Here is a 14,402-nt window from a genome sequence, read left to right on the forward strand (position 1 = left end):
TAAAAACACTTGGGTGGATACCCATAAGTTAAAAAATTAACACTTGGTGTTACTCTAGCGACACCTCCAACGGATTGCCGGGATGCCCATGGACGTCAAGAAAAACGACCGCATCAAACAGATTCAACAGGCCCTGCAAGATCAGAAAGCCATCCATCTGCGGGAGATGGCGGCGCTGCTCGATGTGTCCGAAATGACCCTGCGCCGTGACCTCAGCCGCCACCCCGAGCAGTTACGGCTGCTGGGCGGCTACATCACCCGCGCCCACGATGATCCTGAACCGGGGGATTACCGGGTCAGCGAGCAGGACACCCGTCATGTCGAGGAGAAGCGCCGCATCGGCAAGCTGGCCGCCACCTTCATCCGGCCTGGCGACACGGTGTTTTTCGACTGTGGCACGACGATCCCCTTCGTGGTCGATTTCATCCCCGACGAGCTGGAGTTCACCGCGGTGTGCAACTCGCTCAACGTGCTGCTCAAGCTGCAACAGAAACCCAACTGCAGCATCGTCCTGTGCGGCGGCATGTTCCACCGCAAGAACCAGGTGTTCGAGAGCCATGCCGAAACCAGCATCCTCGATGGCGTGCGCCTGACCTGGGCCTTTGTTTCGGCGGCCGGGGTCAGCCTGGACTGCGGTGTCACCTGCTTCAATTTCCACGAGGTGGAGGTCAAGCAGAAGGTCATGCGCCAGGCCCGGCAAAGCCTGCTGCTGGCCGATCACTCCAAATTCGACGCCGTACGCACTGCGCACTTCGGTGCCTTGAGCGATTTCCATTGCGTGGTCAGCGACAAGAAAATCCCGCGTAGCTACCGCGAGGCCATCGAGGCGAGCGGGGCGCAGCTTGTAATCTAGAGGCATCACGGTTGCAGCGCCCGGCGTTCGGCGGCGTTCAGGTAACCGGTGGTCAGGCTGAACTCGGCGCTGGCACCGGGCGCGAGGCTGCGCACGTTGCCTTTGGCGAGTTCGGCGCGGTAGCCCTCCGGTTCACAGGTAGCCGGCAAGATGAAGGCCGCCACCTGTTGATCGGTGTTATGCAGGATCCAGCGCGCGGCATGTTCAAATTGCCGGGGGCTGTAGCGGGTGTAGAACGCTGCGCCGTCGGGATGATCAAGGAAGAAGTGCGCCTGCCCCTGAGCGTCGCTGCGCACGTCGTCGAAGAAGCAGACGATCTCCGGGTCATACAGCGCGGGCGAGTCGAGCACCTTGAGGCGGGTCGGGTCCTCGCTCAGTTCTGCTATATAGGCGCTCCAGGTCGGCGTCGGCCGCACATGGGCCGGCACGCTGGCACGCACCCGTGTGCGCTCGCAGCCCAAGGGCTGGGTGAGGCGGGCGCCGTCGACGTAGGCGTAGTTCATGTGCGCCATGTACATCAGGTCCATGGGCTTGCCGGCCAGATTGACCACCTGCATGCCGATCTCGAACAGCCCGCTGGCAGGGCGCAGGGTCACGCTCGGCCTGGCCCGGTAATGGTCGCCGAAGCCCTGCACGTATTCACAAGTGCCGCCGAGTCGCAGATACGCACCGTGCTCGTCTTCGCCTGTTTGCAGCCAGGCATCGTCCATTGGTGCGCAGGGCATTTCGCCGTGCAGCGCATGGTCATCCTCGGGCCCCGGGCAACCGTTGCGCAGCAGGCCGCTGTGAAACATGAAACAGCCGTAGGTGCCGATCACACTGGCACTGGGCCGCGGCTGGGTGAACATATTGAGCATGGTCAAATCAACGCCGTCGAATTCGGCCGACCAGATCATTTGCCCTTGCCAGGGCAGGATCACCAGCTTGCCGCGGCTGTTTTCCAGTGAAAGCGCCTTGACCCCGCTGGGGTAGGTCCAGGCACGCACGCTGAAATTCGCGGATTCGAGCAGCAGCCGGCTGGTCTGGTCCCAGAGCTGAGGGTAGAGCGGCAGGCGCAACGTTTCGCCACTCATTGCGCCACCGCCGTGGCCGAGCCACCCAGCACCGGTTGCGGCTGACGCATGCAGTACACTGCGTACATCACGATAGCCACGAAGCACAGCAGTGGCACGCTGTAGGCAATCTGCATGTTGCCGCCATTGGCATCGCTGAGCAGGCCCTGGAAGATCGGCATCACGCCACCGCCAACGATGCTCATCACCAGCAACGAGCCGCCGACACCGGTGTCCTCGCCGAGACCGTCAATGGTCAGACCATAGATGGTCGGCCAGCAAGGCCCGAGAAACACACTGACCCCTACGGCGGCATACACCGCAGTGATATTCGGCACCAGGATGGTGTAGGCCAGCAGCGCGATGCACAGCACGCCATACACCGCGAGAACTTTGGCCGGATGCATTTTGCGCATCAGCAGGTTGGCGATCATCTTGCCGATGAAATAGGCGGCAAAGGTGGTCAGCAGGAACCACGAGGCACTGCGCTCGTTCATGCCGCCCATTTGCATGGCCAGGCGAATAGTAAAGCTCCACACCCCGACCTGCGCGCCCACGTAGAGGAACTGCGCCAGTACACCGAAGCAGAAGCGCGGATTGCGACGCAGGCGGCCGAGGCTCTGGCCGATGCTCGAACGTGATTCGCTGACGGTGCCGTTGCCCTTGCACGCGGGGAAGCGGGTGATGGCGATCAGGATGAACATCAATATGAGTACCGCGATCATCCATTTGTACGGCAGCAGGGTCGACTGGATCATTTGCAATTGCTGCGCTGCTGCCTCGCTGGCGCTCATCTGGGCCAACTGTTCGCTGGTGGCGTCGGTGTCCTTGAACATCACGAAGCTGCCGACGTATACCCCGGTCATTGCGCCGAACGGGTGGAAGGTCTGCGAGATGTTCAGGCGCCGTGTGCCGGTTTCCCGTGGCCCCATCAGTGTCGAATAGGTGTTGCACGCGGTCTCGAGAAACGACAGGCCGGCGGCGATGACGAACAGCGCCATCAGGAACATGCCGTACTTGGCGGTCGACGCTGCTGGAAAGAACAGGGCGCAGCCGAACAGGTACAGCATCAGGCCGATGAGGATGGTGGTCTTGTAGCTGAAGCGGCGCACCACCAGTGCCGCCGGAATGGCGACGAAAAAGTAGCCCAGATAGAACGCCGACTGGACGAAAGCGGTCTGGAAGTCGCTGAGCAGGAAGGCCTTCTTGAAGTGCGCGATGAGTACATCGTTCATGCTCGCGGCCGCCGCCCACAGGGCGAAGATGCTGCAGAGCAGGATGAAGGCGAACCACGGCGTGCGGTTCAGGTAGAACCCGTCCGGGGTTTGTTGCAGCGCAGGCTTATTCATTATTGTTCTCCGCGAGATGCTGGTGAGTGTCAGTTGGCCGATGCATCGAGGAAGCGCGCAAACGTCGGCGCATCGGGGTAAGAAGATTGCGTGCCGAGGCCGGTGACCGAGCAGGCCGAGTAGGCCACCGCCTGGTGCATGGCCTGGCGAATATTTCCGTCCTGACTCCAGTGCCGGGCGAAGCAGCCAATGAAGGCGTCACCGGCACCGGTGGTGTCACGCGCCTGAACCTTGACCCCTGGCACCTGCCATTCGCCTTCGGCGCCGACGTACAGCGCCCCTTGTTCGCCCAGGGTGACGATGACGTGGCGTACACCCAGCGTGACCAATTGCCGTGCCGCCTGAGCTGCCTCTTCGGCGCACGTCACCGGCTGGCCGCTGATCAATGCCAGCTCGCTTTCGTTGGGGATCAGGAAGTCCAGTTGCGCCAGGTGCTCGCGGCTCAGGCCGGCCAAGGCCGGCGCCGGATTGAGCAGCACCGGGATGGCATGCCGGTGAGCGAAGGCGATGGCGTGGTAAACGGTCGCCAACTCGACTTCCAGTTGCAGCACAATCAACGCGCAATCGCGCAGCTGCGCCTCGGCGCGGTCGATATCAGTCGGGCTCAGGTGGGCATTGGCGCCTTTGACGATGAGAATGCTGTTGTGGGAGTTCTCCTGAACGAAGATCGGCGCCACGCCGCTCGACACGCCCGGCACCCGTTCAACGAAGCGCGTATCAATACCCAGCCGTTGAAAATTGGCCAGGGTGGTATCAGCAAAAGCATCGTCGCCGACCTTGCTGAGCATCAGCACGTCCGCGCCCAACAGCGCTGCGGCAGCGGCCTGATTGGCACCCTTGCCGCCGCAGCCCATGGCAAAACGCGGTGCTTCGAGCGTCTCGCCTTGGGCAGGCATGCGTTCGATGTAAGTGATCAGGTCGACCATGTTGCTGCCGATGACTGCAATCTTGCTCATTGTTATTTTGACCTCACCAGCGCCGATGGAAGCCTCGACGGCTTTATTTATGTTATTTAAATAACATTTTCTGTGAGGATTCAATCTTTATTTTTTGATGTGAGCGTGCGCTATCAAAACGCCTGTAGGGCGTTTGGGTGGCCGTTCCGGATTGGAGAAAGGGGTGGCCGCGTGTGAGGCATGCTGCTAAGCAATCGATCCCACGACCATTTTTTCAGGCCCATAAACCACTAAACCCCTGAAATTCTTAAATGAATTCAGGGGGTTTGTGTGTTTCAAGTATGGCGGTGAAGCAGGGATTCGAACCTGTCCGATATAGGACTCGGAAGGAAAAGGGTGACTAAATTAGTGCAATCTTGGATGTTTTAGTCGGTTGCACCTGACCGCTTTTTAAGTCGTCAACAATTTCTTGGACACATCTGACCCACAGCTTTTGGTCGACTCTTTTGAACATGTCGTTTTTCTTCGAAATCGTCAGTAGGCTGGCCAGGAAACTTTGGCGGTGCACGTCACGTTTTCATATCACTGCTTTTCGCGCAAATACAGCGCGGAGAAAAATTCTGCTGGTGAACCGATTATTGATCCGATCAGCCAGCGACCACGCACGTTCTGTCCGATCCGTTATCGGCTGCCCAAGCAGCTGCCAGTATTGATACTTGGTCTGATTCACCGAAGTGCAAAGTGAGCCAGACCAAGGCACTACGAAATTGGGCATACACCCTGCAAATCAACGATCCATCGGGGCTGTAGTACTTCATCTTCTAGATCCGCAAAGCGGTGCAGCCAGGATGGCAGAAACAGGATCTGACAATCAGAAAAGCTTGTGGACGCGATTTCTGACGGCAATCTAGTACTTTTCAGAAAAACCCTAGGAAAAACCGGAGAGGTGACAAATATTCTGACATCGGTGACGCGTGTGCTGCCTGACCTTGTGGCATGAGGCTATTAGCCCATTCGTGCTATTGATCGTATTGGGTTTTAGTACTCAAATGTGCCATAGAGAAGCGCATCTCTAAATCAAAAATCATACAGCTGACTTAGGGTCGCTGTTTGCCTGGTCACAGTTTAGGGCCGCTGCAGTGTACCTTGAGTGCCGACAATAAAGCGTTAAAGTCGGTAGGGTATTGTGACGTTCATGCAGCCTTTACAGGCTCGCATTACCTGCTAAAACTATGGAGCATTTTATGAAAGACAATATGAAGAAAGTGCGTTCGCGAAATATTGGAATAGCCTTGGCGCTCGCATTGGGCGTTGCATTCAGCGGCACTGCAAGTGCGTTTACATTTGAACACGGGTGGAGTTGCCAGAATAAATGGTATCAAATGGGACTTATTGAACTGATTTCGTGCGGCGGTGGCGGCGAAGGTTGAGTTTTTTACGATACACGCGATATGCGGTAAAAGTAACATATGCTTCAAGCCTGTGCATGCCTGTGAAGATGCGGTCAAACGGTCGCATCTTCACGCCGCATCATCGTGTCCGACGTCCTTGGCATTGCCACCCTTAATTTCTGCTCTGTCCCAGCTCTGTCCCATGAGCGTCCAACGATCACTTTTTCAGACCCCGGAAACCAAAAAACCCCTGAATTCGTTGAGGAATTCAGGGGTTTTGTGTATTTCAAATATGGCGGTGAAGGAGGGATTCGAACCCTCGATACAATTTCTTGTATACACACTTTCCAGGCGTGCTCCTTAAGCCACTCGGACACCTCACCGTATCTCGACGACAACGTTGTGTCTGTCGAGGCGCGCTAATGTAGTCGAAACCTTTTCCTAACGCAAAACTTTTTTTCAGATTTTTCATGCGCTTAAGCAAATAAACGCTTATGTGCCACTGAAAAGCCCAAGAAGGCGGTGCGGCGCTGAGGCGCAGCGCCGCTCGTCTCGTGAAGTTCAGGCGCTAAAGCCGCCATCGATGGTCAGGCTGGCACCGGTGATGTAGCTCGCTTCCGGCCCAGCGAGGTAGGCAACGAAGCTGGCGATTTCTTCGCTTGTGCCATAGCGGGGCAGGGCCATCAGTGCTTTCAGGGTTTCGGCGAATTCGCCCTGCGCCGGGTTCATGTCGGTGTCCACCGGGCCGGGCTGGACGTTGTTGACGGTGATGCCCTGCGGGCCGAGGTCGCGGGCCATGCCTTTGGTCAGGCCGATCAGCGCCGACTTGCTCATGGCGTACGTGGCACCGCCCGCAAAGGGCATGCGATCGGCGTTGGTGCTGCCGATGTTGATGATGCGGCCGCCTTCTTCCATGTGCCGAGCGGCTTCCTGGCTGGCGATGAACACGCTGCGCACGTTGATTGCCAGAGTTTTGTCGAAGTCCTGCATGCTGAATTCATTGAGCGGCGCAATGGCCAGAATGCCGGCGTTGTTGACCAGAATATCCAGCCTGCCTAGGGTCTCGGCGGTGGTCTGTACGGCCTGGCGGATGGCTTTTTCGTCGGCGCTGTCTGCGCGAATGGCCAGGGCCCGGCCGCCGTTGGCGACGATGCTGTCCTGAATCTCCAGAGCGTTGACCTCGGAGCTGACGTAGGTAAACGCCACGGCAGCGCCTTCTTTGGCCAGGCGCTGGACGATGGCCGCGCCGATACCGCGTGAGCCGCCCTGCACGAGCGCTACTTTGCCGGCGAGTTTAAGGTGTTCGATCATGATGTTCTCCTTGGGGGCAGGTCTCGGACAGGCCTGAGCCTATCGACGATTGCGACCAGAATAGACCTTGATTGCGATAGTCTTGCTGAACCAAAAGTTCGGACTGATTCATCATGGATATTCAAGGCAACAGCGCGCTGATCCTGATCGACATGCAGCAGGGCATCAATCACCCCAAGCTGGGGCGGCGTAACAATCCGCAGGCCGAGGCGAATATCGGCGCGCTGCTGAGTGCCTGGCGACAATCCGGGCGGCCGGTGATTCATGTCCGGCATTTCTCGACGTCGCCGCAATCAGTGTTCTGGCCGGAGCAGTCGGGGGTCGAGTACCAGCCAGCGTTCTTGCCGCACGCCGATGAGCGGGAATTGAGCAAGCAGGTGCCTGACGCGTTTTGCGGATCGTTTCTGGAGATGTGGTTACGTTCGGACGGGATTGGGCAGGTGGTGATTGTCGGCGTGATCACCAACAATTCGGTCGAGTCCACCGCGCGCAGTGGCGGCAATCTGGGGTTTGATGTGCTGGTCGCGCACGATGCCTGCTTTACCTTCGATCAACAGGACTTCTTCGGCACGCCGCGCAGTGCCGAGGACGTGCATGCAATGTCGCTGGCCAACCTGCACGGTGAATACGCCACGGTCCTGTCCACGGCGCAAATTCTCCAGCAGGTTGCTGTCGAATGAGCGCCTGACGGGCTTACTTGCGGGTTTTCTTCGGCGCGGCGGGCAATGGCGCGAACAGGGCCTGCAGGTCTTCATCGCGCAGTTTCCAGTCGCCGGTTGTACGGCCGTCGAGCACGCCCGAGGCCAGCGCTGATTTTTCCCGTTGCAGGCGCTGGATTTTCTCTTCCACGGTGCCGCGCGCGATCATCTTGTAGACGAACACCGGCTTGTCCTGGCCGATACGGTACGCGCGGTCGGTCGCCTGATTTTCCGCTGCCGGGTTCCACCACGGGTCGTAGTGGATCACCGTATCGGCGGCGGTCAGGTTGAGGCCGGTGCCGCCTGCTTTGAGGCTGATCAGGAAGATCGGCAGCTTGCCACTCTGGAAATCATGGATCGGTGTGCGGCGATCGCGAGTCGACCCGGTCAGCAGGGCGTAGGCGATACCGCGTTGCTTGAGCTCTTCCTCGATCAGGCTGAGCATCGAAGTGAACTGCGAGAACAACAGAATCTTGCGACCTTCGGCCAGCAGTTCTTCGAACATCTCCATCAGGCTGTTGAGCTTGCCTGAGGTGCCCTGTTTGCTGTTGACCGGCATGTCCTGATTGACCAGACGCAGGTCGCAGCAAACCTGACGCAGCTTGAGCAGCGCTTCGAGAATGATGATCTGGCTGCGTGCCACGCCTTTGCGGGTGATTTCGTCCCTGACCTTTTTATCCATCGCCAGGCGCACGGTTTCGTACACATCGCGCTGCGCGTCGTTGAGGTCTACCCAGTGGATGATCTCGGTCTTGGGTGGCAGTTCGGTCGCGACCTGTTCCTTGGTGCGACGCAGCAGGAACGGCTTGATGCGCGCATTGAGGTGATGCAAGCGGTCCTGGTTGCCGTGCTTTTCGATCGCCGTGCGGTAATTGCTGTTGAATTCCTTGCTGTTGCCCAGCCAACCGGGCATCAGGAAGTGAAACAGCGACCACAGCTCGCCCAGGTGGTTTTCCAATGGCGTGCCGCTCAGGCACAGACGCTGGCGGGCGTTGAGGTTGCGTGCGGCCTGGGCGGCCTTGCTGTTGGGGTTCTTGATGTACTGCGCTTCATCGAGAATCAGCACGTGGAAGGGCTGTTTTTCGAGCAGTTCCAGGTCCCGTGGCAACAGCGCGTAGGTGGTCAGGATCAGGTCGTAATCCTGAAGATTGCCGGCGTCCTGGTGGCGATTGGCGCCGTACAGAGCCAGCACTTTCAAATCCGGGGTGAAGTGCTCGGACTCGTCCAGCCAGTTGGGTATCAGGCTGGTCGGCATGACCGCCAGCGCCGGGCGGTCGAGGCGTCCGGCCTGTTTTTCCATCAGCAGATGAGCGAGGGTCTGCAGGGTCTTGCCCAGGCCCATGTCGTCGGCCAGCACACCGCCGACTTCCAGCTCGCGCAGCGACTGCATCCAGCTCAGGCCTTCCAGCTGATACGGGCGCAGCGTGGCGTTCAGGCCATCGGGCAGGCTGACCGGCGCGTCCTTGATGTTGATCAGGCGTTCGGCAAAGTGACGCAGGCGGTCGCCGCCCTGCCAGGTCAGCGGCAGGTCTTCGAGCTGGGTAAGGCGCGCCGCATCGGCTTTACTCATGCGCAGCGCGTTGTTGCCCTCCTGACGCCAGTAGAAGTCCCCCAGCGTCGCCAGTACCGGCTTGAGTCGGCCATAGGGCAGGGCGATCTGTACCGGGCTGCCGCCGCTTTGCGTGAAGTGGTTGAGCTGCACCAGCAATTGTTCTTCGTCCCCGCGCTTGGCCACGGCCGACGGGCTCATCAGTTCGGGATGGCTGCGGATCAGGTTGATCAGAATCGGCAGCAGGCTCAGGCGCTCGCCGTTGACGATGATGCCCAGTTCCAGGTCGAACCAGTCGCGTTCGTTCTCTTCGTCGATGACCGCGTACCAGTCTTCCACCGGCGTGACGTCGAAACCGAACTCGTCCTGAATGTCGATTTCCCAGCCTTGCTCGCGCAGTCGCGGCAGGTCATCAAGGACAAAGTGCAGCCAGGCCTTGTCGTTGGGCAGTTCGTACATGTCGCCGGCGCTGTCGGGCAACGCCTTGCTTTGCCGGGTGGCGACCTTGAAGCCCAGGTCGGCCAGTTCCTGACGCAACTGCCGCTCCCGTTCGCCCTGACGACGGATGCGCAGGGTTTCGGTGTCGGTGTGTTCGATGATGTCGCTTTTCTGATTCACCAGATCGCTGCCCAGCGAACTGACCAGAATGCTGACGTTGGTGGTGCCGACCGCGTAATGCTTGCCGTAGGCAAAGGCCAGCGCGGCACGGTGCTGAATGTGCCGCTGCATGCGCCCGTTGCGCGGCTCGTAGGCACTGAACTCGATGCTGGCCAGAATCAGCCTGGGCCGTGGCTGCAGGTCATCGATCAGGCGCTCCGGCAGCCTGGGTTTTTGCTCGACGGGCTTTTCCGGCTCTTGCTGGTGCGAGGCCAGTGCGGCCTGCAGCAACGGACGGTTTTGCGGGTCCTGCAGAAACAGCAGGGCGGCCACGCAATGTTTGCAATCGTTGCGAACCGGGCAGGTGCATTTGCAGGTCAGGTAATTCTTGTAGCGATCGGGGTCCTTGAACAGCAGTGTCTGGGTATAGATTTCCAGGCCCGAGCCCCGACAGGCGGTGCGGATGATCTGCGGGCTGGAGTCTTCCAGCACGATGCGTTTTTGCCGGGCGTAGTCGCGCCCTCGCTCAAGCGTTCGCTCGTGGAATAGGTCTGTCCAGGCCGCAGCCAGGACTTTTTCGAGAATGGACGACAAGTTTTAAAAAGCCCTACGCCGCAGCGATGCTCAAAAAGAAAGGGGACGCCCGGGCGTCCCTTGCGTACGTAAAGATCAAAGAGGAGAAACCTTGATCAGCAACGCGAGGTTGCCGTTGTCCAGATAGGTCAGCTCACCGTTCTTTACCCTGGCAGTCTGCTTCAATCGTTCACTGCTGATGACCACGCCATGCGGGTCCAGCTGGTTGACCCAGAATTGTGCACCAATATCGGTGAAGCGTGCCATCGCCAGACTCACTGTACCTTCGATCGGGAAATGCCCAAGCCGCTCTTCACCATTGGTGATGGCGACTTTGCCCGGTTCGCTGCCGATGCTCTGCTGCCAGGCGCGCTGCATCAGCACTTCATAGTTGCCACTGCCTTGCAGTTTGCTCGCCAGATCATTGAGGGCGGGGCTTCGTTCATCGTTCGCGTCGATCTTCTGTGCGCCCTTGTCCCAGTTTTCCGGTACAAGCTGGCGGGTCGAGGCCGGCTCGCCGTTCTGGCGAAACAGCAGAATCTCGACCTGATACAGGCCGTCGGCGAACGCGGTCGGCGCGATCAGCGTCAGCAGCAGGATCAATGAACGAAACAGACGCATGCGTGAATCCTTCAAGCAGTTTTCGGGGTCAGGCGCTCAAGCAGCGCTTCGATCGTGTTGAAGCGCTCTTCCGGGCGCTCCATGGGAACCATGAATTTGAACAGCGTGGCACCTTCGAACTTATAGCGGTTGGGCTGGCTCTGGATCAGCTTGATCAGGGTCAGTGGGTCAACCGGCGTCTCGGCCGCGAACTCGATACGGCCACCTTGCGGGCCACCGTCGATTTTCCGGATGCCCAGCTGTTCGGCGTGCAGTTTGAGCAGCGTGATACGCACCAGATTCTTGGTCGGCTCCGGAAGCAGGCCGAAGCGGTCGATCATTTCGACCTGCAGGTCCTTGAGGGCCTCTTCGTCAGCGGCGTTGGCAATGCGCTTGTAGAGAATCAGGCGCGTATGCACATCCGGCAGGTAGGCTTCGGGGATCAGTGCCGGCACGCGCAGGTTGATTTCCGGTCCGCCGCCCAGCGGCTGGTCGAGATTGGGCTGCTCGCCCTTGCGAATCGACTTCACCGCGCGCTCGAGCATTTCCATGTACAGGGTGAAGCCCACCGCCTGGATCTGGCCGCTCTGGCCGTCACCGAGCAGTTCGCCTGCGCCACGGATCTCCAGGTCGTTGGTGGCGAGCACGAAGCCCGCGCCCAGGTCCTGGGTGTTGGCAATCGCTTCCAGACGCTTTTCGGCATCCGGGGTGATCTGTTTGCGTGGCGGGGTCAGCAGGTAGGCATAGGCCTGGTGGTGACTGCGCCCGACGCGACCGCGCAACTGGTGCAACTGGGCAAGACCGAACTTGTCGGCGCGCTCGATGATGATGGTGTTGGCGCTCGGTACGTCGATGCCGGTCTCGATGATGGTCGAGGCGATCAGCACATTGAAGCGCTTGTGGTAGAAGTCGCTCATCACCTGTTCGAGTTCGCGCTCGCGCATCTGCCCGTGGCCGATGCCGATACGCGCCTCCGGCACCAGCTCGGCCAGGTCGGCGGCGCATTTCTCGATGGTCTTGACGTCGTTGTGCAGGTAATAGACCTGACCGCCGCGCAACAGCTCGCGCAGCAGGGCTTCCTTGATGGTCGGCTTGTTCTGCTCCATCACGAAAGTGCGCACCGACAGCCTGCGCGCCGGTGGCGTGGCGATGATCGACAGATCACGCATGCCCGACACGGCCATGTTCAGGGTGCGCGGGATCGGCGTTGCAGTCAGGGTCAGAATATCGACCTCGCTGCGCAGCGCCTTGAGCTGTTCCTTCTGGCGCACGCCAAACCGGTGTTCTTCGTCGATGATCACCAGACCGAGGTTCTTGATCTTGACGTCATCCTGCAACAGCTTGTGCGTCCCGATAACGATGTCGATCTTGCCCTCGGCCAGATCGGCAACCGCGGCGCTGACTTCCTTGGCCGACTTGAAGCGGCTCATCACCTCGACGGTCACCGGCCAGTCGGCGAAACGGTCGCGGAAACTGTTGTAGTGCTGCTGGGCGAGCAGGGTGGTCGGCACCAGAATGGCCACCTGACGCCCGCCATGCACGGCGATGAAGGCAGCGCGCATGGCCACCTCGGTCTTGCCGAAGCCCACGTCGCCACAGACCAGCCGATCCATCGGCTTGGGCGCCAGCATGTCGGCGCGCACGGCATCGATGGTGGTCTGCTGGTCCGGTGTTTCTTCGAACGGGAAGCCTGCGCTGAAGGTCGCGTAATCGGCTTTCGGGTCGGCAAACGCATAACCTTCGCGGGCTGCGCGACGCGCGTAGATATCCAGCAGCTCGGCCGCCACGTCACGCACCTGCTCGGCAGCCTTGCGCTTGGCTTTCTGCCAGGTTTCCGAGCCCAGGCGGTGCAGCGGCGCGGTTTCATCGTCGCTGCCGGTGTAGCGGGCAATCAGGTGCAGGTTGGCGACCGGGACGTACAGCTTGGCGTCTTCGGCGTAGGCCAGCATCAGGAATTCGGCGACCTGGTTTTCAACTTCCAAGGTCGCGAGCCCGAGATAACGACCTACACCATGATCGATGTGCACCACCGGCGCGCCTTCGCGCAGCTCGGTGAGGTTCTTGATGACTGCATCGTTATTGCCGCCGTCGGTGCGCTTTTCGCGGCGACGGCGTTGCATGACGCGCTGGCCGAACAGCGGGCTTTCTGCGATAAGCGCCAGGGCTGGCTGTTCCAGCAGCAGGCCTTCGTCAAGCGGCGCGATGGTGATCGCCAGCCGGTCCTTGCCGTCGACGAAGTCCAGCCAGCTGTCGACGGTCTTGGGTCGCAGCTTGAGGCGTTCGAGCAGTTCCAGCAGCACTTCCCGGCGCCCGGCGGACTCGGCGGTGAACAGAACGCGACCGGGGAAGTCATCCAGAAAATTCGACAGGGCCGCCAGTGGTTGAGTGGCCTTGGCTTCGATGGACAGGTCCGGCAGGGACTGCGCCGGGAAGCGCTCGCGTCCGGCACCGGCGTCGACATCCTGCTGGCTGGCGACCACGCGCGGCCAGTTTTTCAGGCGCGCGAAGCAGTCCTCTACCGGGAGAAACAACTCGGCTGGCGGCAGCAGCGGCCGGGCCGGATCGACGCGGCGTTCTTCATAGCGGTTGCGCACGTCGTTCCAGAAGTTCTCGGCAGCCTGTTCGATGCCCGGCAGGGAGAACACCTGGGTGTCCTGCGGCAGGTAATCGAACAGCGTCGAGGTTTCCTCGAAGAACAACGGGATGTAGTACTCGATGCCGGCAGGCGTGATGCCGCTGCTCAAGTCCTGGAAAATCGGGCTGCGCCGGAAGTCCACGTCGAAGCGCTCGCGAAAGCGCGCCTTGAAGCGTGTGACTTCCTCTTTCTGCAGCGGGAATTCACGGGCGGGCAACAGGCGTACCGACTCGACCTTGTCGATGGAGCGCTGAGTGTCCGGGTCGAAGGTACGCAGCGTTTCGATCTCATCGTCGAACAGGTCGATACGAAACGGCAGCTTGCTGCCCATCGGGAACAGATCGATCAGCGCCCCGCGCACGGTGAACTCGCCGTGTTCGTAGACCGTGTCCACATACCGGTAGCCGCTGGCTTCCAGACGCGTACGCATGGCTTCCACATCGAGCTTCTGGCCAACATCCAGCACCAGGCTGCTGCCGAGCAGGAATTTGGTCGGCGCCAGTCTGTGTAGGGCGGTGGTGATGGGAACTACCAAAACGCCATGCTCCAGTTCCGGCAGGCGATAGAGGCTGGCAATACGCTGGGAAATGATGTCCTGGTGCGGCGAAAACAGGTCGTAGGGCAGGGTTTCCCAGTCCGGGAAGTGCAGAACCGGCAGCGTAGGCGCAAAAAACTTCAGCTCTTGCTCGAGCCGCTCGGCGCTTTGGCTGTCGGCGGTCAGGAGCAGGGTGAAGCGCTTCGCCGCGCTGGCGGCTTCGGCAATGGCCAGGCTCAGTGTGGCACCGGGAAGATTGCCCCAGTGTTGTTTGCCTGCAGCGGCAGAAAGATGCGGTAGACGCAGAACTGGCACGGGAAGGTCGGGCTCCAGGCGTTGCAACAGGGGCGGCGATTGTAACGG

General features: G+C 60.0%; 10 protein-coding genes and 1 tRNA gene. 3 read left to right on the forward strand and 8 right to left on the reverse strand.

Annotation, left to right across the window (positions count from 1 at the left end; genetic code table 11):
- Positions 1 to 88: 88 nt before the first annotated feature.
- Positions 89 to 853, forward strand: a complete 765-nt coding sequence (deoR, locus tag BLR16_RS18790; RefSeq protein ID WP_032609997.1) for a DNA-binding transcriptional repressor DeoR — start codon at positions 89 to 91, stop codon at positions 851 to 853.
- A 5-nt stretch (positions 854 to 858) separates the two neighbouring features.
- Here the strand turns inward: deoR and BLR16_RS18795 are convergent, their stop codons facing one another.
- Genes BLR16_RS18795 through rbsK form a run of 3 tightly spaced genes read right to left on the reverse strand, consistent with a single transcriptional unit; the run spans position 859 to position 4,210 of the window.
- Positions 859 to 1,926: an aldose 1-epimerase family protein gene (locus BLR16_RS18795; protein ID WP_074808042.1), complete on the reverse strand. Its 1,068-nt coding sequence runs from the start codon at positions 1,924 to 1,926 to the stop codon at positions 859 to 861.
- Positions 1,923 to 3,254, reverse strand: a complete 1,332-nt coding sequence (fucP, locus tag BLR16_RS18800; protein ID WP_060708867.1) for an L-fucose:H+ symporter permease — start codon at positions 3,252 to 3,254, stop codon at positions 1,923 to 1,925. Before fucP ends, BLR16_RS18795 begins: the two co-directional genes overlap by 4 nt.
- A gap of 29 nt (positions 3,255 to 3,283) precedes the next feature.
- The gene (gene rbsK / locus BLR16_RS18805; RefSeq protein ID WP_074808045.1) at positions 3,284 to 4,210 is read right to left on the reverse strand and encodes a ribokinase; all 927 of its coding nucleotides are present in this window, start codon (positions 4,208 to 4,210) and stop codon (positions 3,284 to 3,286) included.
- A 1,184-nt stretch (positions 4,211 to 5,394) separates the two neighbouring features.
- Here rbsK and BLR16_RS18815 point away from each other — a divergent pair.
- The gene (locus BLR16_RS18815; RefSeq protein WP_004664555.1) at positions 5,395 to 5,580 is read left to right on the forward strand and encodes a hypothetical protein; all 186 of its coding nucleotides are present in this window, start codon (positions 5,395 to 5,397) and stop codon (positions 5,578 to 5,580) included.
- Between the two features lie 254 nt (positions 5,581 to 5,834).
- Here BLR16_RS18815 and BLR16_RS18820 read toward each other — a convergent pair.
- Positions 5,835 to 5,924: transfer RNA gene (locus tag BLR16_RS18820), tRNA-Ser, on the reverse strand.
- A 178-nt stretch (positions 5,925 to 6,102) separates the two neighbouring features.
- Positions 6,103 to 6,852, reverse strand: coding sequence for a 3-oxoacyl-ACP reductase family protein (locus BLR16_RS18825; RefSeq protein WP_003436634.1), 750 nt, complete (start codon positions 6,850 to 6,852; stop codon positions 6,103 to 6,105).
- A 113-nt stretch (positions 6,853 to 6,965) separates the two neighbouring features.
- Here BLR16_RS18825 and BLR16_RS18830 point away from each other — a divergent pair, with 113 nt between their 5' ends.
- The gene (locus BLR16_RS18830) at positions 6,966 to 7,532 is read left to right on the forward strand and encodes a cysteine hydrolase family protein (protein WP_003371601.1); all 567 of its coding nucleotides are present in this window, start codon (positions 6,966 to 6,968) and stop codon (positions 7,530 to 7,532) included.
- Positions 7,533 to 7,545: 13 nt separating this feature from the next.
- Here the strand turns inward: BLR16_RS18830 and BLR16_RS18835 are convergent, their stop codons facing one another.
- The 3 genes from BLR16_RS18835 to mfd form a co-directional block, all read right to left on the reverse strand.
- A complete protein-coding gene (locus BLR16_RS18835; protein ID WP_074808048.1) occupies positions 7,546 to 10,290 on the reverse strand; it encodes a DEAD/DEAH box helicase in 2,745 nt (914 codons plus the stop codon).
- Between the two features lie 75 nt (positions 10,291 to 10,365).
- Positions 10,366 to 10,890, reverse strand: coding sequence for a CsiV family protein (locus BLR16_RS18840; protein ID WP_003436629.1), 525 nt, complete (start codon positions 10,888 to 10,890; stop codon positions 10,366 to 10,368).
- A gap of 11 nt (positions 10,891 to 10,901) precedes the next feature.
- Complete coding sequence (gene mfd / locus BLR16_RS18845) at positions 10,902 to 14,354, reverse strand: transcription-repair coupling factor (RefSeq protein WP_003436628.1); 3,453 nt, start codon at positions 14,352 to 14,354, stop codon at positions 10,902 to 10,904.
- Positions 14,355 to 14,402: the final 48 nt, after the last annotated feature.

The organism is Pseudomonas sp. BS3767 (assembly GCF_900099665.1).
GTDB lineage: Bacteria > Pseudomonadota > Gammaproteobacteria > Pseudomonadales > Pseudomonadaceae > Aquipseudomonas > Aquipseudomonas cerasi.

What these genes read in the sequence shown, in the direction of transcription:
- deoR (WP_032609997.1), top strand. Translation starts at nt 89, where the DNA reads ATGGACGTCAAGAAAAACGACCGCATCAAACAGATTCAACAGGCCCTG.
- BLR16_RS18795 (WP_074808042.1), bottom strand. Translation starts at nt 1,926, where the DNA reads ATGAGTGGCGAAACGTTGCGCCTGCCGCTCTACCCTCAGCTCTGGGAC.
- fucP (WP_060708867.1), bottom strand. Translation starts at nt 3,254, where the DNA reads ATGAATAAGCCTGCGCTGCAACAAACCCCGGACGGGTTCTACCTGAAC.
- rbsK (WP_074808045.1), bottom strand. Translation starts at nt 4,210, where the DNA reads ATGAGCAAGATTGCAGTCATCGGCAGCAACATGGTCGACCTGATCACT.
- BLR16_RS18815 (WP_004664555.1), top strand. Translation starts at nt 5,395, where the DNA reads ATGAAAGACAATATGAAGAAAGTGCGTTCGCGAAATATTGGAATAGCC.
- BLR16_RS18825 (WP_003436634.1), bottom strand. Translation starts at nt 6,852, where the DNA reads ATGATCGAACACCTTAAACTCGCCGGCAAAGTAGCGCTCGTGCAGGGC.
- BLR16_RS18830 (WP_003371601.1), top strand. Translation starts at nt 6,966, where the DNA reads ATGGATATTCAAGGCAACAGCGCGCTGATCCTGATCGACATGCAGCAG.
- BLR16_RS18840 (WP_003436629.1), bottom strand. Translation starts at nt 10,890, where the DNA reads ATGCGTCTGTTTCGTTCATTGATCCTGCTGCTGACGCTGATCGCGCCG.